This window comes from Neisseria dentiae (genome assembly GCF_014055005.1).
Lineage (GTDB): Bacteria > Pseudomonadota > Gammaproteobacteria > Burkholderiales > Neisseriaceae > Neisseria > Neisseria dentiae.
The window spans coordinates 1,658,016-1,679,815 of sequence record NZ_CP059570.1; the positions used below are offsets into that span (position 1 = coordinate 1,658,016).

Below are 21,800 nucleotides of genomic sequence, written 5' to 3' on the forward strand. Positions count from 1 at the left end.
TTTATCCTGGGGTTATTGCGAATCGGGCCGGAACACGGGCTGCGGCTGCTGGGGTTGCTGCGGCTGCTGAACGGGGCGCGGGGCGGCGGCCTGCTCGGCCCGAAGCTGCTGCACGGCGTGTTCGATGGCATTGCCTTCGGCGCGCACCAGTTGGTCGTTATTGAAATAGAGGGTCAGCGTGCGCTGATCGGAAATCACGCCGTTACGGGCGATGTTGAAGGTGTAGTCCCAGCGGTCGGCATGAAAGGGATCGCGCAGCAGCGGTGTGCCCAACAGCAGTTGAACCTGCTCGCGGCTCATGCCCGGTTGCAGCGACACCACGGCGCGGGCATCCAATTCGTTGCCCTGCACCACTTTCAATTTGTAAGAGGGAAAATGCGATACACGCTCGGAAGAGCAGGCGGCCAGCCCCAACAGGGCGGCAATGGCCAGACACAAGGTTTTATTCACTGGGTTTACCTTTCATCAAACAGCCGTTTCCGGCCCGGATATGGTTAGTTATCAATATGCCTGAAAGGTTCAGGCCATTAAAAACCTTTATTATCAAAATATAGCGGAAAACTTATTTTTTGCCGCAAGGCAGCAAGCCGCAGACAGCACAGGCAGTACGGCAAGGCGCAGCAGCGCCACGGCAGAAATAAAGTTTTTCCGCTATAGTGGGCAAAGCCGCTAAAAATGCGTATTATAACGGCAATTACACCACAAGGGTATGAGAGCATTATGGAAAATAATTTCAGCAATATCGCCCAGTTAAAAGACAACGGCCTGAAAGTAACCGGCCCGCGCCTGAAAATTCTGGACTTATTCGAAACACACGCCGAAGAACACCTGAGCGCCGAAGACGTTTACCGCATTCTGCTCGACGAGGGCATCGAAATCGGTGTCGCCACCATTTACCGCGTATTAACCCAGTTTGAGCAGGCGGGCATTCTGCTGCGCCACCATTTTGAAACCGGCAAAGCGGTTTACGAGCTGAACCAGGGCGACCACCATGACCATATCGTGTGCGTAAAATGCGGCAAAGTAACCGAATTCCACAACGAAGAAATCGAACGCCTGCAAGACAAAATCGCCGAAGAGAACGGCTATAAAGTGGTGGACCACGCATTATATATGTATGGCGTGTGCAGCGAATGCCAGCAGAAAGGCAAACGCTGATTTGTTTGCCTGCTATGGTTTTCAGACGGCCTGATGACGATATTCAGGCCGTCTGAAACATTTTAGGCCCAATATGCGGCAAATCCGCTTTTTTGATGCCGTTGAATATGCCGCCTTGTTTTTTGCCCGATTATGATTAAACCGCTTACTTCATAACAATAACAGCTCCGTCATGCTCAGGCTTGCTCCGGGTATCTCATATTGCCGAAACTCAAGATACCCGGGGCAAGCCCGAGCATAACGTATATTTTTTCTTTAAGTTGATTGACTATATATCTCGCCCGAACCGCCGGAACAGTTGTCTGAAATGGATATTCCTATTTTACCGCCGTACGGCTGCCGTTTTCCCGACCCTGCACAAGCCGTTGCCGAGCGCGACGGCCTGGTGGCCGTTGGCGGCGATTTAAGCCCCGAGCGCCTGCTGGCCGCATATCCGCAGGGGATTTTTCCGTGGTATAGCGAAAACCAGCCTATCTGCTGGTTTGCCCTCGCACCGCGCACCGTGCTATTCCCCGAAAAAATCCATATCGGCCGCTCACTGCACAAAAACCTGCGCAACAAACCCTACGCCGTTACCGCCAACCACAGTTTTTCCGCCGTTATCGCCGCCTGTGCCGCCGTGCCGCGTGCAGGGCAGGACGGCACTTGGATTACCGGCGATATGCAGCGCGCCTACACCAAACTGCACGAAATGGGGCATGCACACTCTTTTGAATGCTGGTATCCCGACCAAGCAGGCCGTCTGAAACTTGCCGGCGGGTTTTACGGCGTGCAAATCGGGCGGGTGTTTTTCGGTGAATCGATGTTTGCCGCACAGGCCGACGCTTCCAAAACCGCCTTCGCCCTCGCCGTGCCCTATCTGGCCGAATGCGGCATCGAATTAATCGACTGCCAGCAAAACACCCCCCACTTGGCGCGTTTCGGCTCCGAGCAGATGGATTTTGCAGACTTCCAAGCCGCCCTGCGGCGGCTGACCGCGCAGCCGCTTGCGCACCCCATAGGCAGCGGCGTATTGGCTGCCAACCGCATAAGCTGAGGCCGTCTGAAAACACGCAACCGTTTTTAGGTTAAAATACGTTCCTTCAATTTATCGAGGCCGTCTGAAAAGCCTTCCACCCCCAACCAGGAAAACAAAATGTCATTACAAAACATCATCGAAACCGCGTTTGAAAACCGTGCCGACATCACCCCCGCCAGCGTTACCCCCGAAGTGAAGCAGGCCGTTGAAGAAACCCTGCACCAGCTCGACAGCGGCGCGCTGCGCGTGGCCGAACGCTTGGGCGTTGGCCAATGGAAAGTGAACGAATGGGCGAAAAAAGCCGTGCTGCTTTCTTTCCGCATCGCCGACAACGAAGTGCAAAACGACGGCGTAAACAAATATTTCGATAAAGTGCCGACCAAATTCGCCGACTGGAGCGAAGAAGAATTCAAAGCCGCCGGTTTCCGCGCCGTGCCCGGCGCCGTGGCCCGCCGCGGCAGTTTTGTCGCCAAAAACGTGGTGTTGATGCCTTCTTATGTAAACATCGGCGCATATGTTGACGAAGGCGCGATGGTTGACACCTGGGCCACCGTCGGCTCATGCGCCCAAATCGGCAAAAACGTGCATTTATCCGGCGGCGTGGGCATCGGCGGCGTGCTCGAACCCTTGCAGGCTTCGCCCACCATCATCGAAGACAACTGCTTTATCGGCGCACGCAGCGAAATCGTGGAAGGCGTGATTGTGGAAGAAGGCAGCGTGATTTCGATGGGCGTGTATATCGGCCAATCCACCAAAATCTACGACCGCGAAACCGGCGAAATCCACTACGGCCGCGTGCCCGCCGGCTCGGTGGTGGTGTCCGGCAACCTGCCCTCCGCCGACGGCAAATACAGCCTCTACTGCGCCGTTATCGTGAAAAAAGTGGACGCGCAAACCCGCGCCAAAACCAGCGTGAACGAACTCTTGCGCGGCGTATAACCCACACCTTGCCAATCTTGCAAAAAGGCCGTCTGAAAAACCACACACAACCGGTTTTTCAGACGGCCTTTTTTCTCACCGACGCCCTTTCAAGCCTTTCCCGAATAGCCTTATAATAACCGCCGACTGCAAAAACACCACTAAGAAAGCCCCTTTATGAACATCACCATTATCAATCACCCGCTGGTCAAACATAAGCTCACCCTGATGCGCGAGGCAGAATGCAGCACGTTCAAATTCCGCACGCTCACCACCGAGCTGGCGCGGCTGATGGCCTATGAAGCCACCCGCGATTTCGACACCGAAAACTACATTATCGACGGCTGGTGCGGCGAAATCGAAGGCGAGCGCATCAAAGGCAAAACCCTAACCGTGGTGCCGATTCTGCGCGCCGGTTTGGGTATGCTCGACGGTGTTTTAGACTTAATCCCCACCGCCAAAATCAGCGTGGTCGGCCTGCAACGCGACGAAGAAACCCTCAAGCCCGTATCGTATTTCGAAAAATTCGTCGACAGTATGGATTCGCGCCCCGCCCTGATTATCGACCCCATGCTCGCCACCGGCGGCTCGATGGTCGCCACCATCGACCTCTTGAAACAGAAAGGCTGCCGCAACATCAAAGCACTGGTTTTAGTTGCCGCCCCCGAAGGCGTGAAAGCCGTGAACGACGCCCATCCCGACGTTACCATCTACACCGCCGCCCTCGACAGCCACCTCAACGAACACGGCTACATCATCCCCGGCTTGGGTGATGCGGGCGATAAGATTTTCGGCACGCGCTAAACCTTTCAGACGGCCTTTACTTTACCCGACACACGGACACAACTATGAATTTCCAAGAAAACCTCGCCACCCTGCCCGCCATCGACCACTTGAGCGGCTTGAACGTATGCAGCGAAAACGGCGAAATCCTGCACCATATCCCGGCAGCTCCCGGCAAACTCGGCTCGCTCAAACTCTATCACGCGTTGTCGCAGGAATCCGGCGGCATACTCAACCCCGAAACCGCCGAACGCGGCCTCGCCCTGTTTGCCGAGCACGTTGCCGATGCCGAAGCCAATCCCGGCAAACATCCCAATATCGACCTGCTGCTGCGCGTTAAAACCGAAAACTTGTCCCTGCGCCTGCAACCTGTCGAGGCGTAATACCCGCCTTAATGCCAATATAGCCAACCGGTTTAAATAAAAAGAACACACGCCATACTCGGGCCAAGCCCGAGTATCTTTTTTGGGTTTCAGAAATTTTTTAAGAAACAGAGAGACCGAGACCTTTGCAAACTGCCTTCAGGCCGTCTGAAATGTTTGATTTCGTCGTTAGCTTTGCAAGTCCGCTGCGCCATCCCCGCGCAGGCGGGAATAACGGCAAATAAACTTTTTTGAGTTTTATAGTGGATTAAAATAAGAATGCCGAAGTAGGGTAAAACGATTCTTTAGCATATCGCCCAATTGCAAGTTTGAATGCAGTTATTTCATTTCGGAGTTTTTATTTGAATTCACTATACAAAGGTCCCCGACCTTTGTAAAAATACCTTTAAGGCCGTCTGAAAGTTTCAGACGGCCTGTTTCATTTATTGGAATACCCTACACTTTTTATCCACCGTGCTCCCACCGGCAAAAAAGCTTCCACTGTCCGCACAAGTGCTGGCACTGCTCTCGCACACCACGGCAGTTAACGATTCGTTGATCTTAATAATGCGCGCTTCGCTGTTTTTATCGAATGCAACGGCTTTCAGGGTAAATTTGCCGTCATGCGCACCGCGGGCGTTCCCTTGAGGGCGGATACAGAAATGACCGGTTGCCGTATGCGGCAGCGCAGGCCAAGTGGTGGAAGTCTGTTTGAACGAGCGGTGCTGCTGGTAAAAACGTTCCATAAAATGGGCGTTTTGCAGCAGCACCGTTCGGGCATGGTTCAAACGGGTGTCGAGGACATATTTTTGATAAGCGGGAACCGCAATCACGGCCAAAACAGCCGATATGGCTATGGCAGCAAGCAGTTCAAGTAATGTGAAGCCTTGTCGGCAGGCATTTTGCATGATTTTCCCCTTTATATTTTTGATTTATAGGAAAAGTATGCGCACGCCCGATTCGGCTGTAAAGAAAAAAGCGAATGTTTTTAGTTAAGTGTGTGATTATTTATACATATAGCATTCATCGGTTGCACTTGCACCTTTAGGCTTGCATAACGTAACCACCCCGTTCCCGTCTATCTTCATATAGCGATCCTCTCCGGGATTGGTTGTTTTGTTTGCGCTCGCAACGATAACATAATTATCTTCTATGGGATTTGCCGCACTATTACCGTCCGGCTGTTGATAGGCAATGCCAAAATATGAATTTTTTTTGAACGCAGCTGTAAGTTTTTTCCGTTCTGCATCGTCAGCTGTATCGGCAGGACGGTTTGGGAAACGCTTGTTCTGCGCATAATAACGCTCCATCATCTGCGCATTGATCATTAAATCGGCGCGCACGTTTTCCAAGCGCGTTTGGCGGACATAGGTTTCGTAAGACGGATAGGCGATGGTGGCCAAAATGGCCAGCGTCAGCACCACAATCATCAGCTCGATGAGGGTAAAGCCTTGTTGTTGCGTTTTCATGTTTGTTCTGTATTGGTTAAGTGAGTCTGTTTGTTAGCCGGCTCCAAGCCATACGGCTTAAACCGTATGCCGCTTCAAACCGAATGACGATTCAGAAATTTAAAACTAACTGCTTCTGTTGCAATGATTTTTTCACAATTGCTGATTCAGGCAGCAATAGGCAGCAGATTTTTTCTAAAACTGTTGTAATTTTTTTCACTCTGCTGCGTCAACTGCATTAGGGAAAACTGACGGCGTAGCATCATTTGCCCTAACAGACGGCTTGGCACCTGCTTCAAACACCAGCCATCTAAATCGGCAAACACTTCCTCAAATTGTGATTGGGTTCCAGACAGCTGCCCGAAAGCCGAAGTTAACACCACGCTTCAAGCCGAAAGGTTATACCGGAGATATTATAGTGTAAATATTCTAAATTAGCCGCTTCAGCTTGCAAAGTATAAATTGATTTTGCTTTCTTAGTATGTAAAAGCGATATTTGGTATCGTAAATATACTAAACGGAATAATTTACATGTGAAACTGTTGTGTATTATGTGTATGGATAAGCGTAGCAAGCGGGGAATTTTGTAAAATTTCCGCCCGAGCTATGTAAAAATGACTTTAAAAATAATTTAAATAACAATAAGTTATAATTTATTTTTTATGCTTTATGCTTGGAGGCGTGTGGTTTTTGCAGTAAACTCACGCCGGTTTGTCAGATTATTTTCCGAAAAATATCTGTAACTGATAATTTTAAACATTGAGGCATTATGGCAAAAGCGATTAAATGGATCGGTATGGCAGCCGTTGCGGTTGCATTGGGTTTTGCAGCTTGGACGTATTTCAAACCGAAAGACAAGGTAAACTACCTTACCCAGCCCGTAAAACGGATGAATATTGTACAAACAGTCAGCGCCACAGGTGAAATTTCAGCTGCACAACTGGTAACGGTAGGTTCGCAAGCAACAGGACAGATCAAGAAGCTTTATGTGAAAATCGGACAACAGGTCAAAAAAGGCGATTTGATTGCCGAAATCGACTCGACCTCTCAAATAAACACCTTAAATACCAACAAGGCCAGGCTGGAAACTTATAAAGCCCAGCTGGTTTCCGCCGAAATCAAACAGCGTACAGCAGAAAAGAAATATAAGCGGGAAAAAGCTTTGTGGGCGGAAGACGCAACCTCCAGGCAAGAGTTGGAAGACGCACAAGATGCTTTAGCCTCGGCCAAAGCGGCAGTGGCCGAACTCAAATCATCAATCAAGCAGACACAGATTTCCATCAATACGGCCGAAGCCGATTTGGCCTATACGCGCATTGTAGCGACGATGGACGGCACTGTGGTGTCTATTCCCGTTGAAGAAGGGCAGACTGTAACAACCGTGCAGAGCATTCCTACTGTAATCCAGTTGGCTGATTTGAGTAAAATGCTCAACAAAATGCAGATTGCGGAAGGCGATGCGGGCAAGGTCAAAGCAGGCCAAGAGCTGACGTTTACGATTCTTTCACAACCAGATGATGCGCGCCGTGCCGTTATTGATACGGTCGACCCCGGCCTGACCACGATGTCGAAAGGTTCCTACACAACCACTACCGACACAACAGATACTGCGGTTTACTATTACGCCCGGGCACTGGTGCCAAACGAAGACGGGGCACTGCATATCGGTATGACCACTGAAAATACTATCGTTATCAACAAGGCAGATAATGTGCTAAGCGTGCCGAATCTGGCAATAAAAAATAAAAACGGCAAAAAAGTAGTCCGTTTGCTGGACGCTGAAAACAATGTGACAGAGCGCGAAGTAAAAACCGGGTTGAGCGACGGCACCAACACCCAAGTACTTTCAAGTTTGAAAGAAGGTGAAAGAGTCATTATTTCCGAGGCTTCTGCCGCCGATGCAGAGAAAGAGCTTCGCGGCGGCCCGATGGGCCCAATGTAACGGAGCCGCATCATGAGTTTGATTGAATGCAAAAACATCAACCGTTACTTCGGCAGCGGCAATAACCGCGTGCATGTGCTGAAAAACATCAGTCTGAGCATAGAAAAAGGCGATTTCGTGGCGATTATCGGCCAATCCGGCTCGGGAAAATCTACCCTGATGAACATCATCGGCTGCCTGGACACCGCCACTTCCGGCTCTTATGCCATCGACGGCGTGGAAACCTCTCAGATGAGTGCCGATGAGCTGGCCGGCCTGCGCCGCAAACGCTTCGGCTTTATTTTCCAGCGTTATAATCTGATTAATGCGTTCAGCGCCCGCGACAATGTGGCCCTGCCTTCGGTTTACGCCGGCCTTAACCAGTCCGACCGTAACCGGCGTGCCGGCCAGTTACTTAACGATTTAGGCTTGGAAGGCAAAGAAACCAACAGGCCGAACGAACTTTCAGGCGGCCAGCAGCAGCGCGTGAGTATCGCCCGTGCGCTGATGAACGGCGGCGAGATTATTTTGGCCGACGAACCCACCGGCGCATTAGACACCCAATCGGGCGAAAACGTGATGGAAATCATCCGCGGCCTACACAAACAGGGGCACACCATTATTTTGGTAACGCACGACCCGGGCATCGCCGCCAACGCCAACCGTGTGATAGAAATCCGCGACGGTGAAATCATCGCCGACACCAGGAAAACCACCGAAATCCCGCCCGCCAGCGTGGAGAGCATCAAAGAAAACACCTCGTGGCTGTTTTTCAAAAATCAGTTTATGGAGTCGTTCCGCATGTCGGTGCAGTCCATTATGGCGCACAAAATGCGCTCGCTGCTCACCATGCTCGGCATTATCATCGGCATCGCCTCGGTGGTGTCGGTGGTGGCTTTGGGGCGCGGCTCGCAGGAAAAAATCCTGGCGGACATCAGCTCCATCGGCACCAACACCATCAGCGTTTACCCCGGCCGCGGCTTCGGCGACCGCCGCTCGGGCAGGGTGCGCACGCTGACCATCGGCGATGCCGAAGCGATTGCCAAGCAGAGTTATGTGGACAGCGTTACCCCCATGGTTTCTTCCAACGCCACCGTTACCTACCGTAATATCGACGCCAGCGTCCAGCTTTACGGTGCCGGCGAGCAATATTTCGATGTGCACGGCATCAAAATCAAAGAAGGCCGCCTGTATGACGCCGACGATGTGAAAAACAACGCCCAAGTGGTGGTTATCGATCAAAACACCAAAGACAAACTGTTTTCAGACGGTACCGACCCCATCGGCAAAACCATTCAGTTTAAAAAACGCCCGCTGAGAGTTATCGGCGTAACCGAAAAAGAAACCAATAGTTTTGGCGGCAGCGAGAATCTGCAAGCCTGGGCGCCCTACACCACCGTGATCAACCAGATCAGCGGCCAGCGCCACATCAACTCTATTACCGTGAAAATCAAAGACGATGTGAATTCGCAGGCAGCCGAAAAAGGCTTGAACGAACTCCTGCTCTCACGCCACGGCGTAAAAGACTTTTTCATGCAAAACAGCGACAGCATCAAGCAAACCATCGAAAGCGCCACCGGCACCATGACGCTGCTGATTTCATCTATCGCCTTTATTTCGCTGCTTGTGGGCGGCATCGGCGTGATGAACATCATGTTGGTTTCCGTAACCGAGCGCACCAAAGAAATCGGCGTGCGCATGGCCATCGGCGCGCGGCAGAGCAATATTTTGCAGCAGTTTTTAATCGAAGCCGTGTTAATTTGCCTGATCGGCGGCTTGGCCGGCGTGCTGGTTTCGTTCGGCATCAGCACTTTGTTCAACCATTTCGTTAAAGACTTCGCCATGTCTTTTTCCACATTCTCCATCGCAGCCGCCGTAACCTGCTCCACCGTTATCGGCGTGGTGTTCGGCTTTATGCCCGCCAAACGCGCTTCGCAGCTGAACCCCATCGACGCACTGGCACATGATTAATCTGTTTCAGACGGCCTTATCCCGCATCAGGCCGTCTGAAAAAGGAACCCGAAAATGACACGCAAAACATTTTTTCAGACGGCCTTAAGCATCAGCATAGCACTTGCACTCGGCGGCTGCGCCGTCAACCACACCGCCGATCCCGGCCTCACTCTCAAAGCCACCGGCAGCGTGATTTCAGCCGAAGAAACCGCCCGACGCTACGACGTAAACGGCGAATGGTGGAGCATTTATAACAGCAGCCAGCTTAACAGCCTGATTAACCAAGCATTTGCAAATAATGTTGATTTGAAAAAAGCCGCCGTCAGCGTCAATAAAGCGCTTTATCAGGCCAATATTCTCGGTGCCGAACTGGTGCCCGGGTTTAACGGCTCGCTGGGTGCTTCCGACTCTACCAACCTGAAAAGCGGCACGGGAAGCCAATCATTCAGCAGCCAGCTCGGCCTGAGCTACGAAATCGATTTATGGCAGAAACTCAACGCCCAAGCCGATGCACAAGTGTGGGAATACAAAGCCACCCAGCAAGACTTGGCCGCCGCGCGCCTCACGCTCGCCAACAACGTGGCCGACGCCTATTTCAACATCGCCTATCTGAACGAAGCCATCGCCCTCACCGAGAAATCGGTGAAGCAATACCAAAGCATCAACCGCATCGCCTCTGCCAAATACAAATACGGCAAAGCCGATTCTTCCGAGCCGCGCCAGGCGCAGCAATCGCTGCTGTCGGCCCAAAACAGCCTGGTTCAGCTCAAAAGCAACCGCGAAACGCTGGAAGAAACCCTGCGCAACCTGCTGAACCTCAAACCCGGCCAAAACATGGCCTCCGAGCCGTCCGGCTTCCGCCTGCCCGATGCAAAAGGCGTTGACCTGAACGTGCCCGTAGCCACTTTAGCCAACCGCCCCGACCTGCGCGCCGCCGAATACCGCCTGCAATCCTCACTGAAAAGCTTGGATGTCCAAAAGCGCAGCTGGTATCCGAGTATTACTCTGGGTGCAACGCTCAGCAGTTCGTCGGATAAGGCAAAAACTGCATTTGATGTGCCTTTTTTGGGCGGTTCCGTACAAATCAACCTGCCCTTCCTAAATTGGAAAACTTTAAAATGGCAGAATAAAAACGCCCAAGCCGATTTTGAAAATGCCGGTTTGAATTTCGAGCAAACTTTGGTTTCCGCTTTAAATGAAGTGTTCGGCAATTACCAGAAATACGCCCGTGCCGAAGAAAACCTGAACAATACCCGCAAAAAATACGCACTCGATCAAAAAAACAGCCGTTATTACCAAATGCGCTACCAATACGGTAAAAACGAGCTGAAAGACTGGCTCGGTGCACTCAACGCCGAATACTCGTCTGCCCAAGACCTGATCAACCAGCGCTATGAAGTGCTGAAATATGAAAACATGGTGTATAAAACCATGGCCGGACGCTACACGCCCAAAGGGGTGAGATAAACCGGAAACCTTTGCAAAGTTTGTTGAGGCCGTCTGAAACGGTTTTCAGACGGCCTCAACATTTGCCAAACCGATTTCAGGCCGTGATCTTTGCAAAAATACCTTAAGGCCGTCTGAAATGCTTAAATACCGTCATTCCCGCGTAGGCGGGAATCCAGATGGAAATATTGAAGCATTGATTAAACAAATACTTAGATGCCAAGCGTCTGGATTCCCGCCTACGCGGGAATGACGGAGTTCAGATTTTTTAGATAGCAATTTGAATTTTGCAAAAGTCTCAGGCCGTGATCTTTGCAAAAAGCCGGTTCAATCCTAAAAATGCTTGTATCCCGTCATACCCGGGCTTGACCCGGGTATCTGTTATTTCTTTTGAAACAAAAAGATGCCCGGGTCAAGCCCGAGCATGACGCAGAGGTTTTAAGATGCCTAAAAGAATTTTGCAAAGGTTTCAGGCCGTCTGAAACATCAAACCGCCCCCGTTACAACTGCGCCAACCTTTCCACCGGAGGGGCGTAATAATACGCGCCCGACACGGCGGCGGTAACGTGTTTGAGCAGCAGGTCGGTTTTGCCGTCGGTTTCGCCGAACATACTCAAAAGCTGGGCTTCGATGTTGTGCAGCGTGCCGCAGTAGGCGATAAACATCAGGCCGTGTTCACCCGACGCGGTGCCGTAAGGCAAGCTGCGGCGCACGATTTTCAGGCCGGTGCCGTTTTCTTTCAGGTTGACGCGCCCGAGGTGCGAATCGGGCAAGCGCACGTCTTTGCTGAATTCTTCGTCGCTCTGTTTGGTGCGGCCGACGGCGGCTTCTTGGTCGGCCAGCGGCACTTGGTTCCATTTTTTCAAATCGTGGCGGTATTTTTGCAGCAGCACATAACTGCCGCCCGCGTCGGGCTTGTCTGCGGCGATGGTGCCGATGCGGCGGATGTCGTCGGTTTCGTGCGGGTTTTCGGTGCCGTCCACAAAGCCTTCGAGGCCGCGGTTTTCAATCCAGCGGAAACCGTGGGTTTCGTCGGCCACTTTGATGCTGCCGCCGAAAATTTCCAAAAGCGCCATCGCCAGCGTGAAATTGACATCGGGGCGCAGCGATTGGATATGGAACATAATGTCGTGTTGGGTGGCGGGCGCCAGGCCGTTGCCGAGCGCGCGGAAGGGTTTGATTTCGCTGCCTTCTCCCGCATGGCCGAACGCCGCCCATGCTTCGCTGCCGAAAGCAATCGTCAAACCCAACACGGCATCGGGATATTGCGCTTGCAACCCGGCCAAGGCTTCAAGGCTTTGCGCACAGGCGGTTTTGATACGGCCGAGGCTGCCCGGCACGATGTCGGCTTCGATAAAAACGGCGGCTTTGCTGTTTTCGGGAATGATGGCGCTTTGCGGCTGGTTCATGGTGAGTGTTCCTTGCATAATGTTTTTTTTCAGACGGCCTCATCATGATAGAGGCCGTCTGAAATCTGATGATGAATTATAACAAATGCGGCGGTTGCTTTTCTTTACTTTCGCGTGCGTTTTCCTGCTCGAACGCCGTGTTAAAATCCGCCGCCATTATTGATACGGGGTGATTCATGCGCAGTGTGATTTTTGTTGCCGTGCTGCTGGTTATGCAGCTTTTCACGTTCGGCCTGGGGCGGTCGCTGCAATGGCTGTTCGCCCCCGTTATCGGCGCGCGCGGCAGGCGCTGGCTGATGGGCGCTGCGTTTCTGGTAACCAATTCGCTGATTGCCGGCCTGTTGTTGCAGCTTGGTCATGCCGTTTTCCGCTGGACGGCGCTGTGGATGGTGGTTTTGCTGTTTGTGATGTATGCCGCGATGGCCACGTTTCTGCTCTATCTCGTGCTGCGCCGCTTTATGCCGCAAAAGCCGATGTCGCGCAGCCTGCGGCTGTTTGCACCGCTGTTCGTTGCCGGCCTGTTCGGCGTGGCGCTGTATAACGCCTACACGCCGGTTATCCGCCATGCCGAAATCAACATCAACAAAAAACTCGAACAGCCGCTGCGCATCGGCATGGCCAGCGATATGCACTTAGGCATTCTGTTCGGCGCCAAACGGCTGGACGAGCTGGCCGCCATCATGAACCGCGAAAAAGTCGACATCATCCTGCTGCCCGGCGATTTGATGGATGACAACGTTATCGCCTACCGCGCCGAAAACATGCGCCCCAGCCTTGAAAAACTGCGCGCGCCGCTGGGCGTGTATGCCACATTGGGCAACCACGACCTGTTCGGCCACGAACGCGAAATCTACGAAGAAGTAACCAAAGCAGGCATACGCGTGCTCGCCAATGAAAGTGTGGTTATCGGCAACCGCCTGTTGGTGGTGGGCCGCAACGACGATTTGGACAAAAAACGCCCCGCCACCGCCGAACTGCTGAAAAACCAAAACACCGCCCTGCCCGTTTTGCTGCTCGACCACCGCCCCACCGATATTGAAACCCACGCCAAACTGCCGGTCGACGTGCAGGTGTCGGGCCATGTGCACAACGGCCAGGTTGCCCCCGCCAACCTGATTGTGCGCTTGCTCAACCGCATTTCCTACGGCTACGAACAAATCGGCAACGGCCATTTCTTCGTTACTTCCGGCTACGGCTTCTGGGGCGTGCCGCTGCGCTTGGGTTCGCAATCGGAAGTGTGGATTATCGACGTGAAGGGGCAGCCTTGATGGAAACCGAAGGGTTTGCAAAATCCGTGCAGGCCGAATCAAATGCCTGCGTCATCATATCGCGTCATACTCGGGCTTGACCCGAGTATCTATTATTTCTTTTGAAACAAAAAGATACTCGGGTCAAGCCCGAGTATGACGGCAGTTAGGCAGTTAGGTAGTTTTAAATGGTTACAAGCCATTTTGCAAAGCATCAGGCCGTCTGAAACCATTTTCAGACGGCCTGATGTATTTATAAGCAGCGGGCAACCCACCCAACCAACGCCTATCCCAGCGCGCGTATACCCACCGCATCGCGTACTTGGTCGAGCAACACGCGGGCTTCTTTTCGGGCTTTGGCCGCACCTGCCTGCAAAATCTCTTCGATTTGCGCGGGGTTGGCGGTGAGTGCGGCATAGCGTTCGCGCGGTTCGGCCAATTCGGCGTTGATTTTCGCCGCCAGCAGTTTTTTCGCTTCGCCCCAAGCCAGCCCTTCGGCCAGCATTTGCGTAAAATCAGCGGTTTCCTGCGGCGTGGCGAAGGCTTTGTAGATTTCAAACAGCGGGCTTTCGTCGGGCTGTTTCGGCTCGCCCGGCTCTTTGAGGTTGGTGATGATTTTGTTCACCGATTTTTGGGTTTTCTTGTCGCTCTCCCACAGCGGAATGGTGTTGCCGTAGCTTTTGCTCATTTTGCGGCCGTCCAAACCCACCAACAGCTCGACATTTTCGTCGATTTTCACTTCCGGCAGGGTAAACACCTCTTTAAAGCGGTGGTTGAAGCGGCCGGCAATGTCGCGCGCCATCTCAACGTGCTGGATCTGGTCGCGCCCCACCGGCACTTCGTTTGCCTTAAACATCAGAATGTCGGCGCTCATCAGAATCGGGTAGCTGTATAAGCCCATCTCGATTTGGTGGTCTTGGTCTTCCTGCCCTTTGTCCAGATTTTCCTGCACCGCGGCTTTATAGGCATGGGCGCGGTTCATCAGCCCTTTGGCGGTGATGCAGGTGAGTATCCAGTTTAATTCCATGATTTCGGGAATATCGCTCTGGCGGTAAAACGTGGTGCGCTCGGGGTTTAAGCCGCAAGCCAGCCAGGTGGCGGCAACGGCTTGGGTGGATTCGTGGATCATCGCCGGATCGTGGCATTTGATGATGCCGTGATAGTCGGCCAAAAATAAAAACGATTCGGTTTGTTCGTTTTGCGCGGCGCGGATGGCGGGGCGGATGGCGCCGACATAATTGCCCAAATGCGGAATGCCGGTGGTGGTTACGCCGGTTAAAACACGTTTTTTGCTCATATTTTGTCTCTTGGCAAAAAGCTTTTCAGACGGCCTTGTTGATTATTGAGGCCGTCTGAAAGCCGGTTTGGAATAAAAGCGGGATTATACATCAAAGCCCCACCTTTTCAGACGGCCTGCGGTAAAAACGCCCCGCCGATTTATCCACAACCAAAATAAAATTATTAAACAAACAATTCAATGAGTTATCAAAAAATAATAAAAAACCGGCCGAAACAAAACTTGACTTACCCACAGGCAGACCCATATAGCTGCTATTCCAAACATATTTCCGATTGATAATCAAAGAAAGCAAACAGATGAGATTCGACAAACTAACCGCAAAATTCCAACAAGCCCTTGCCGACGGCCAAAGCCTGGCGCTTGCCGCCGACAACGGCTATCTCGAAGCCGGCCATGTGCTCAAAGCCCTGCTCGACGACGACAGCGGCATCACCGCCCTACTCGCCCATGCCGGCGTAAACGTGGCCCAAGTGAAACAGCAGTTGCAGCAAACCTTAAACAGCCTGCCGAAAGTGTCCGGCCAGGGCGGCGAAATCCTGCCCAGCCGCGAATTGCAGGCCGTGCTGAACCTGATGGACAAAGCCGCCGCCAAACGCGGCGATGCCTATATTGCCAGCGAACTGTTCCCGCTGGCGCTGGTGCAGCAGAACGACACCACCGGCAAAATCCTGAGAAACGCCGGTGCCACCGAACAAAACATCAACGCCGCCATTGATGCGGTGCGCGGCGGTGCGGCCGTGGACAACCCCAACGCCGAAGACCAACGCGAAGCCCTGAAAAAATACACCCTCGATTTAACCCAGCGCGCCCGCGAAGGCAAGCTCGACCCCGTTATCGGCCGCGACGACGAAATCCGCCGCGCCATCCAAGTGTTGCAGCGCCGCACCAAAAACAACCCCGTGCTCATCGGCGAACCCGGCGTGGGCAAAACCGCCATCGTAGAAGGCTTGGCGCAACGCATCGTCGACGGCGAAGTGCCCGAGAGCCTGCGCAACAAACGCCTGCTGGTGCTCGATTTGGCCGCGCTGATTGCCGGCGCCAAATACCGCGGCGAGTTTGAAGAGCGTTTAAAAGCCGTGTTGAACGATTTGGCGAAAGACGACGGCAACACGCTGATTTTCATCGATGAAATCCACACTTTAGTGGGCGCGGGCAAAGCCGACGGCGCAATGGACGCGGGCAATATGCTCAAACCGGCGCTGGCGCGCGGCGAATTGCACTGCATCGGCGCCACCACGCTCGACGAATACCGCCAATACATCGAAAAAGACGCCGCGCTGGAGCGCCGCTTTCAGAAAGTGTTGGTGGGCGAACCGAGTGTGGAAGACACCATCGCCATTCTGCGCGGTTTGCAGGAGCGTTACGAAATCCACCACGGCATCGACATCACCGACCCGGCGATTGTTGCCGCGGCGGAATTGAGCAACCGCTACATCACCGACCGCTTCCTGCCCGACAAAGCGATTGATCTAATCGACGAAGCCGCCAGCCGCATCAAAATGGAGCTGGATTCCAAGCCCGAGCAGATGGACAAACTCGACCGCCGCATCATCCAATTAAAAATGGAGCGGATGCACGTTGAGAAAGAAAGCGACGATGCCAGCAAAAAACGTTTGGAGCTGATCGACGAAGAAATCGGCGGCCTGCAAAAAGAATACGCCGATTTGGACGAAATCTGGAAAGCCGAAAAAGCCTCTTCCGCCGGCACCGCCGACATCAAAAAACAAATCGACGAAATCAAGGTGAAAATCGAGCAGGCCAAACGCCAAGGCGATTTCGCCCGCGCATCCGAACTGGAATACGGCGAGTTGCCCAAGCTCGGCCAGCAGTTGCAGGCCATCGAGAGCAACCCCGAAGCGAAGCAGGCCAACAAACTCTTCCGCACCAAAGTGGGTGCCGACGAAGTGGCCGAAATCGTTTCGCGCATGACCGGCATTCCCGTGAGCAAAATGATGGAAGGCGAGCGCGACAAACTGTTGAAAATGGAAGAAGTGCTGCACAAACGCGTGGTCGGCCAAGACCAGGCCGTGCGCGCCGTATCCAACGCCATCCGCCGCAGCCGCAGCGGTTTGGCCGACCCCAACAAACCTTACGGCAGCTTCCTGTTTTTAGGCCCCACCGGCGTGGGCAAAACCGAATTGTGCAAAGCGCTGGCCAATTTCCTGTTTGACAGCGAAGACCATTTAATCCGCATCGATATGTCGGAATACATGGAAAAACACGCCGTCGCCCGCTTAATCGGCGCGCCCCCGGGCTACGTCGGCTACGAAGAAGGCGGCTACCTCACCGAACAGGTGCGCCGCAAACCTTACAGCGTGATTCTGCTCGACGAAGTGGAAAAAGCCCACCCCGACGTGTTCAACATTCTGCTGCAAGTGCTCGACGACGGCCGCCTCACCGACGGTCAGGGCCGTACGGTGGATTTCAAAAACACCGTGATTGTGATGACTTCCAACATCGGCAGCCAGCACATCCAGCAAATGGGCACAACGGATTATGATGCGATTAAAGAAGTGGTGATGGAAGACGTGAAAGACCATTTCCGCCCCGAAATGATCAACCGCATCGACGAAGTGGTGGTGTTCCACGGCTTGGATCAGGCGAATATCCGCAACATCGCCAAAATCCAACTCGAAGGCTTGAGAAAACGCCTCGAAGCCATGAACCTGCGCCTCAGCGTCGACGACGCCGCGCTGGATGTGATCGCCCAAGCCGGTTTCGACCCCGTTTACGGCGCCCGCCCGCTCAAACGCGCGATTCAGGCCGAAATCGAAAACCCGCTGTCGGTCAAACTGTTGGAAGGCGCTTACCGGCCCGACAGCGAGATTCATGTGAAAGCCGACGGCAATAAGCTGGTGTTTGCCTAAGCGTTTGATGGTGTTGTGAACAGGCCGTCTGAAAATATTTTTCAGACGGCCTAACTTTTGCAAATCATACCAGTTTTCCAAACCCTTTCGTCATACCCGGGCTTGGCCCGGGTATCTCTTTTTCTTCCAAAACAAAAAGATGCTCGGATCAAGCCCGAGCATGACGTAAGCGTTGCAAGGTATCGAAAAGCATTTTACAAAGGTATCAGGCCGTCTGAAATATTTTCAGACGGCCTGTCATTTTGCCCCACCCAAGCCGGCAATCTACACTTCGCTCAAGTTCAGATAATGGCGGCTGCCCTGCATATCGCTCATGGCGCGCAGCAGCATTTCGAAGTGGTCGTCGTTGTTGATGAAGTCCAACTCGTCGGCATTGGCGATCAACAGCGGCGAGTTTTGGTAAAGGTGGAAAAAGCGGCGGTATTCGTCTTGGATCTGCCCCAAATAGCCGGGCGGGAAAACGTTCATCATGTTGCCGTGCCGCTTTTGCAGGCGTTTTTGGGCGTTTTCGTCAGACGTTTGCAAATAAATCACCAAATCGGGCACGGGGTATTCGGGCATGATTTTGCGCTTCATCTGCCAAAACAGGGTTTGTTCGTTGGCCGGGTCGCTGCCTTTGAGCACCACGGGCACGAAAATCTGGTCTTTTTCGAGCAGGAAGTCGGCGATGATGCGCTCGTTTTTTTCTTCTTCGGTGTTAATCAGCTCCACCGCTTCGGCGCGGCGCATCAGAAAATACAGCTCGGTGGCCAGGCCGTGGTTGGCGGCATTGAGGTAAAACTGCTCCAAAAAGGGATTGCGCTCGGGGCTTTCGGTTAAGTGCAGGGCATCGAAATATTCTGCCAAACGGCGGCTCAGCTCGGATTTGCCGCTGCCGATGGATCCTTCTACTACGATATAACGGTGGTGCATGATGGGTGGTCTTTCTTTGGGGTTTGATTGTTGGCTGCTATCGTGGATCCACTTACTCCGTTACGGCGTTGCTGTGCCTTGCCGCACTATCTGTGGCCTGCGGCTTGCTGCCTTGCACCGAAGTAATTGAATTCACGATAACGGTTCAGACGGCCTGATTGTCGGGGCCGTCTGAAAACACGGGCGCAGCTTCGGTTACGGCGATGCCGCCGCTGCCCAATTGTTCCGCCAAATCTGCCGCGCGGTCGTGGCTGCCTATGCGGAAATCGGGGGCGATTTCGGCCAGCGGGCGCATCACGAAACTGCGCTCGTGGGCGCGCGGGTGCGGCAGGGTGAGGTGCGGGTCGCTGCTGGATTCGCCGTTGTAGTCGATAATATCCAAATCGAGCGTACGCGGGGCGTTGCGGAAACTGCGCTCGCGCCCGAAGTCTTGTTCGATGCCGTTGAGCACGGCCAGCAAACCGGCGCCGCCCAAGTTGGTGGACACAATGCAGACGGCGTTAACGAAATCGGGCTGGTCGGTGTAGCCCACGGGCGCAGTGGTATAGAGTGAAGATACGCGCCGCAGTTCAATCTGCGGGTGTTCTTCAATGATTTGTAAGGCGGTTTTTATCTGCCGCGCGGGGTTTTGCAGGTTGCTGCCCAGGGCGATCACGGCGGTGTCGGCAAAAGATGCAGGCATAATTTTTCAGACGGCCTTGTTAAAACGGTTTGTAACGCGCCAGATAAACCATCGCCGCCACGCACAGCATCGACAGGGCATAGCCCGCCCATGCCCTGCCGGTTCTCGGCGCGGCGCGCACGGTCATCATGCCGAAACCGATATAGGCCAGCAGCAGCAACAGTTTCACGCCCAGCCAGTCTGCATTGCCAAACGGGGTGAAACGGGTGATTTTCATCAGCCACAATCCGGTAAACAGCAGCAGCGTATCGTTGAAATGGGGGATGATTTTCAGAATTTTCGACAGCGGCTTTTCGGGTTTGGCGGCGCGCAGCCAGAAGCGCAGGTTGAACAGCAGCACGGTAATGGCCACAAACAGCATGTGGCTGTGTTTCACAATCAGATATTGCATGGCGGCTTCAGTGTTTGTTTTTCAGACGGCCTGTATTGTAACCCGAAACCGGTATGGGTTTTACATCTTCGGCAGCGTGGTGGTGGTGATTAAAACCGAAGCCGAGACCTTTGCAAAATTCTTTTAGGCCGTCTGAAACATCCGATTATCGTCATTCCCGCGCAGGCGGGAATCCAGTCATTTTTTTCATAAGTTATTGAAATAAAATACTTGATGGTTTTAAGACTGGATTCCCGCCTGCGCGGGAATGACGGGATACGAACGTTTTCAGGTTTGAATTGGTTATTTTGCAAAGGTCTCAGGCCGTCTGAAAACAGGTGCAGTTTTTGCGGCGCTTCGGTTTTCAGACGGCCTAAAGTCTGAGACTTTACCAATACCTTAACGGCGTCATACCCGGGCTTGACGCAGAAGTTTTAAAATACCGGCGAATTTTGCCAAGGTCTCAGCCTGCGTTTATTTGTTGTGCAGCTTTTTCACGCTCACCTTGGTTTTCTTTTTCAAGCGGTTTTTTTCTTCTTTGCGCCCTTCGCGTTTTTCGATGCGGTTGCTCAATGCCACGCGGCGCAGCGGTTTTTTCTTGGGCTTGTCTTGCGCTTCTTCGTAGGGGTTTTCCGACACGTTGTATTGGATACGCAGCGGCGTGCCCTGCAAATTGAAGGCTTTGCGGAAGGTTTGGGTGAGATAGCGGGTGTAACTGTCGGAAATCGCTTGCAGCGAATTGCCGTGCACCACGATAACGGGCGGATTCATGCCGCCCTGGTGGGCATAGCGCATTTTCGGGCGCACCAAACCGGCGCGCGGCGGGGCTTGGCGTTCGATCGCCGATTGCAGCACGCGGGTGATTTTCGGCGTGGGCATTTTAATCATGGCGGCGTTATAGGCCGATTGGATGCTCTCGAACAAGCCGTCTATGCCGCGCTCTTTCAGCGCGGAAATGTAGTGGAACTTGGCGAAATCGAGAAAATAGAGTTTGCGGGCGATGTCGCGTTTCACCTGTTCGCGCCGCTCTTCGCTGATGCCGTCCCATTTGTTCACCGCCACCACCAGCGCCCTGCCCGCTTCGAGTGCGAAACCGGCGATGGTGGCGTCTTGGTCGGCGATATCCTGCTGCGCGTCCAACACCAGCACCGCCACGTTGGCCGCTTCGGTGGCCTGCATGGCTTTGATTACCGAAAACTTTTCCACCGCTTCTTCCACTTTGCCGCGACGACGCACGCCGGCGGTGTCGATGATGGTAAACGGTTTGCCGTCGCGCTCGAAGTCGATGTGGATGCTGTCGCGGGTGGTGCCGGCCATATCGAAGGCAATCACGCGTTCTTCGCCGAGAATGGCGTTCACCAGCGTGGATTTGCCCACGTTGGGGCGGCCGATAACGGCAAACACGGGGTGTTTGGGCGCGGCGGTTTCTTCTTCGGCATCGGGAAAGTTTTCTAAAATATCTTCTATCAGGTAATACACGCCGTCGCCGTGCGCGCCGGAAATCACGTGCGGCTCGCCCAGCGCCAGCTCGTAAAACTCGGCGGCCAGCACGGCCTGATTGGCGCCTTCGCCTTTGTTCACGGCCAGATAAACGGGGCGCGGGCTTTGGCGCAGGCGGTCGGCGATGATTTTGTCTTGCGGCGTGAGGCCGGTGCGGCCGTCAACCAGAAACACAACGGCGTCGGCTTCGTCCACCGCTTGCAGGGTTTGCTTGGCCATTTCGTGCAGGATACCGCTGTCGACCACCGGCTCGAAACCGCCGGTGTCGATAACCAGATAGGGCTTGCTGCCCACTCGGCCGTGGCCGTAGTGGCGGTCGCGCGTGAGGCCGGGCAGGTCGTGTACCAGCGCGTCTTTGCTGCGCGTGAGGCGGTTAAACAGGGTGGATTTGCCCACGTTGGGGCGGCCGACTAGGGCGATGGTGGGTTTCATAGGCTTTCTTTCTGTGTCAGGCCGTCTGAAAGGGTTTCGGGCGGCAAGCAGGTGCTGTTTTCCGCAGCACGGGT

General features: G+C 53.6%; 18 protein-coding genes and 1 pseudogene. 10 read left to right on the forward strand and 9 right to left on the reverse strand.

Annotation, left to right across the window (positions count from 1 at the left end):
* Positions 1 to 12 precede the first annotated feature (12 nt).
* Positions 13 to 450, reverse strand: a complete 438-nt coding sequence (locus H3L92_RS07885; RefSeq protein ID WP_085366243.1) for an outer membrane protein assembly factor BamE — start codon at positions 448 to 450, stop codon at positions 13 to 15.
* A 206-nt stretch (positions 451 to 656) separates the two neighbouring features.
* On the opposite strand from H3L92_RS07885, the pseudogene fur reads away from it, so the two are divergent.
* The 5 genes and pseudogenes from fur (at position 657) to H3L92_RS07910 (ending at position 4,260) form a co-directional block, all read left to right on the forward strand.
* Positions 657 to 1,158: pseudogene (fur, locus tag H3L92_RS07890) on the forward strand (ferric iron uptake transcriptional regulator).
* A gap of 307 nt (positions 1,159 to 1,465) precedes the next feature.
* A complete protein-coding gene (gene aat, locus H3L92_RS07895; RefSeq protein ID WP_085366241.1) occupies positions 1,466 to 2,194 on the forward strand; it encodes a leucyl/phenylalanyl-tRNA--protein transferase in 729 nt (242 codons plus the stop codon).
* Between the two features lie 99 nt (positions 2,195 to 2,293).
* A complete protein-coding gene (gene dapD, locus H3L92_RS07900; RefSeq protein ID WP_085366240.1) occupies positions 2,294 to 3,115 on the forward strand; it encodes a 2,3,4,5-tetrahydropyridine-2,6-dicarboxylate N-succinyltransferase in 822 nt (273 codons plus the stop codon).
* Between the two features lie 156 nt (positions 3,116 to 3,271).
* Positions 3,272 to 3,898, forward strand: coding sequence for a uracil phosphoribosyltransferase (gene upp, locus H3L92_RS07905; protein WP_085366239.1), 627 nt, complete (start codon positions 3,272 to 3,274; stop codon positions 3,896 to 3,898).
* Positions 3,899 to 3,942: 44 nt separating this feature from the next.
* Positions 3,943 to 4,260, forward strand: a complete 318-nt coding sequence (locus H3L92_RS07910) for a DUF2322 family protein (protein ID WP_085366238.1) — start codon at positions 3,943 to 3,945, stop codon at positions 4,258 to 4,260.
* A 422-nt stretch (positions 4,261 to 4,682) separates the two neighbouring features.
* Here the strand turns inward: H3L92_RS07910 and H3L92_RS07915 are convergent, their stop codons facing one another.
* Positions 4,683 to 5,147, reverse strand: coding sequence for a type IV pilin protein (locus tag H3L92_RS07915; protein WP_085366237.1), 465 nt, complete (start codon positions 5,145 to 5,147; stop codon positions 4,683 to 4,685).
* A 96-nt stretch (positions 5,148 to 5,243) separates the two neighbouring features.
* Positions 5,244 to 5,708: a type IV pilin protein gene (locus H3L92_RS07920; RefSeq protein WP_085366236.1), complete on the reverse strand. Its 465-nt coding sequence runs from the start codon at positions 5,706 to 5,708 to the stop codon at positions 5,244 to 5,246.
* A gap of 748 nt (positions 5,709 to 6,456) precedes the next feature.
* Between H3L92_RS07920 and H3L92_RS07925 the strand changes: the two genes are divergently transcribed.
* From H3L92_RS07925 to H3L92_RS07935, 3 genes are read left to right on the forward strand one after another with little or no spacing between them, the layout of a single operon-like run.
* Entirely contained in the window at positions 6,457 to 7,629 is a 1,173-nt protein-coding gene (locus H3L92_RS07925; protein ID WP_085366235.1) for an efflux RND transporter periplasmic adaptor subunit, read from the forward strand.
* A gap of 12 nt (positions 7,630 to 7,641) precedes the next feature.
* Complete coding sequence (locus H3L92_RS07930) at positions 7,642 to 9,579, forward strand: MacB family efflux pump subunit (RefSeq protein WP_085366234.1); 1,938 nt, start codon at positions 7,642 to 7,644, stop codon at positions 9,577 to 9,579.
* 54 nt (positions 9,580 to 9,633) lie between these two features.
* Positions 9,634 to 11,028: a TolC family protein gene (locus tag H3L92_RS07935; RefSeq protein WP_085366233.1), complete on the forward strand. Its 1,395-nt coding sequence runs from the start codon at positions 9,634 to 9,636 to the stop codon at positions 11,026 to 11,028.
* A 479-nt stretch (positions 11,029 to 11,507) separates the two neighbouring features.
* Here the strand turns inward: H3L92_RS07935 and H3L92_RS07940 are convergent, their stop codons facing one another.
* Positions 11,508 to 12,416 carry a Dyp-type peroxidase gene (locus H3L92_RS07940; protein WP_085366232.1) on the reverse strand — a complete coding sequence of 303 codons (909 nt, stop codon included), beginning with the start codon at positions 12,414 to 12,416 and terminating at the stop codon, positions 11,508 to 11,510.
* A gap of 176 nt (positions 12,417 to 12,592) precedes the next feature.
* Between H3L92_RS07940 and H3L92_RS07945 the strand changes: the two genes are divergently transcribed.
* On the forward strand, positions 12,593 to 13,684 hold the full coding sequence (locus tag H3L92_RS07945; RefSeq protein ID WP_085366231.1) for a metallophosphoesterase: 1,092 nt from the start codon (positions 12,593 to 12,595) through the stop codon (positions 13,682 to 13,684).
* 265 nt (positions 13,685 to 13,949) lie between these two features.
* Here H3L92_RS07945 and trpS read toward each other — a convergent pair whose 3' ends face one another.
* Entirely contained in the window at positions 13,950 to 14,960 is a 1,011-nt protein-coding gene (gene trpS / locus H3L92_RS07950; protein WP_085366230.1) for a tryptophan--tRNA ligase, read from the reverse strand.
* Positions 14,961 to 15,259: 299 nt separating this feature from the next.
* Between trpS and clpB the strand changes: the two genes are divergently transcribed.
* Complete coding sequence (gene clpB, locus H3L92_RS07955) at positions 15,260 to 17,830, forward strand: ATP-dependent chaperone ClpB (RefSeq protein WP_085366229.1); 2,571 nt, start codon at positions 15,260 to 15,262, stop codon at positions 17,828 to 17,830.
* A gap of 264 nt (positions 17,831 to 18,094) precedes the next feature.
* Here the strand turns inward: clpB and H3L92_RS07960 are convergent, their stop codons facing one another.
* From H3L92_RS07960 to der, 4 genes are all read right to left on the reverse strand, one after another.
* The gene (locus H3L92_RS07960; RefSeq protein WP_085366228.1) at positions 18,095 to 18,742 is read right to left on the reverse strand and encodes a deoxynucleoside kinase; all 648 of its coding nucleotides are present in this window, start codon (positions 18,740 to 18,742) and stop codon (positions 18,095 to 18,097) included.
* A 145-nt stretch (positions 18,743 to 18,887) separates the two neighbouring features.
* Positions 18,888 to 19,424, reverse strand: coding sequence for a 2-amino-4-hydroxy-6-hydroxymethyldihydropteridine diphosphokinase (gene folK, locus H3L92_RS07965; RefSeq protein ID WP_085366227.1), 537 nt, complete (start codon positions 19,422 to 19,424; stop codon positions 18,888 to 18,890).
* 19 nt (positions 19,425 to 19,443) lie between these two features.
* Positions 19,444 to 19,815 (reverse strand): SirB2 family protein, encoded by a 372-nt coding sequence (locus tag H3L92_RS07970; RefSeq protein ID WP_085366226.1) that lies wholly within the window; start codon positions 19,813 to 19,815, stop codon positions 19,444 to 19,446.
* 453 nt (positions 19,816 to 20,268) lie between these two features.
* The gene (gene der / locus H3L92_RS07975; protein ID WP_085367010.1) at positions 20,269 to 21,726 is read right to left on the reverse strand and encodes a ribosome biogenesis GTPase Der; all 1,458 of its coding nucleotides are present in this window, start codon (positions 21,724 to 21,726) and stop codon (positions 20,269 to 20,271) included.
* Between the last annotated feature and the right edge of the window lie 74 nt (positions 21,727 to 21,800).

What these genes read in the sequence shown, in the direction of transcription:
- aat (WP_085366241.1), top strand. Translation starts at nt 1,466, where the DNA reads ATGGATATTCCTATTTTACCGCCGTACGGCTGCCGTTTTCCCGACCCT.
- dapD (WP_085366240.1), top strand. Translation starts at nt 2,294, where the DNA reads ATGTCATTACAAAACATCATCGAAACCGCGTTTGAAAACCGTGCCGAC.
- upp (WP_085366239.1), top strand. Translation starts at nt 3,272, where the DNA reads ATGAACATCACCATTATCAATCACCCGCTGGTCAAACATAAGCTCACC.
- H3L92_RS07910 (WP_085366238.1), top strand. Translation starts at nt 3,943, where the DNA reads ATGAATTTCCAAGAAAACCTCGCCACCCTGCCCGCCATCGACCACTTG.
- H3L92_RS07915 (WP_085366237.1), bottom strand. Translation starts at nt 5,147, where the DNA reads ATGCAAAATGCCTGCCGACAAGGCTTCACATTACTTGAACTGCTTGCT.
- H3L92_RS07920 (WP_085366236.1), bottom strand. Translation starts at nt 5,708, where the DNA reads ATGAAAACGCAACAACAAGGCTTTACCCTCATCGAGCTGATGATTGTG.
- H3L92_RS07925 (WP_085366235.1), top strand. Translation starts at nt 6,457, where the DNA reads ATGGCAAAAGCGATTAAATGGATCGGTATGGCAGCCGTTGCGGTTGCA.
- H3L92_RS07930 (WP_085366234.1), top strand. Translation starts at nt 7,642, where the DNA reads ATGAGTTTGATTGAATGCAAAAACATCAACCGTTACTTCGGCAGCGGC.
- H3L92_RS07935 (WP_085366233.1), top strand. Translation starts at nt 9,634, where the DNA reads ATGACACGCAAAACATTTTTTCAGACGGCCTTAAGCATCAGCATAGCA.
- H3L92_RS07940 (WP_085366232.1), bottom strand. Translation starts at nt 12,416, where the DNA reads ATGAACCAGCCGCAAAGCGCCATCATTCCCGAAAACAGCAAAGCCGCC.
- H3L92_RS07945 (WP_085366231.1), top strand. Translation starts at nt 12,593, where the DNA reads ATGCGCAGTGTGATTTTTGTTGCCGTGCTGCTGGTTATGCAGCTTTTC.
- trpS (WP_085366230.1), bottom strand. Translation starts at nt 14,960, where the DNA reads ATGAGCAAAAAACGTGTTTTAACCGGCGTAACCACCACCGGCATTCCG.
- clpB (WP_085366229.1), top strand. Translation starts at nt 15,260, where the DNA reads ATGAGATTCGACAAACTAACCGCAAAATTCCAACAAGCCCTTGCCGAC.
- H3L92_RS07960 (WP_085366228.1), bottom strand. Translation starts at nt 18,742, where the DNA reads ATGCACCACCGTTATATCGTAGTAGAAGGATCCATCGGCAGCGGCAAA.
- folK (WP_085366227.1), bottom strand. Translation starts at nt 19,424, where the DNA reads ATGCCTGCATCTTTTGCCGACACCGCCGTGATCGCCCTGGGCAGCAAC.
- H3L92_RS07970 (WP_085366226.1), bottom strand. Translation starts at nt 19,815, where the DNA reads ATGCAATATCTGATTGTGAAACACAGCCACATGCTGTTTGTGGCCATT.
- der (WP_085367010.1), bottom strand. Translation starts at nt 21,726, where the DNA reads ATGAAACCCACCATCGCCCTAGTCGGCCGCCCCAACGTGGGCAAATCC.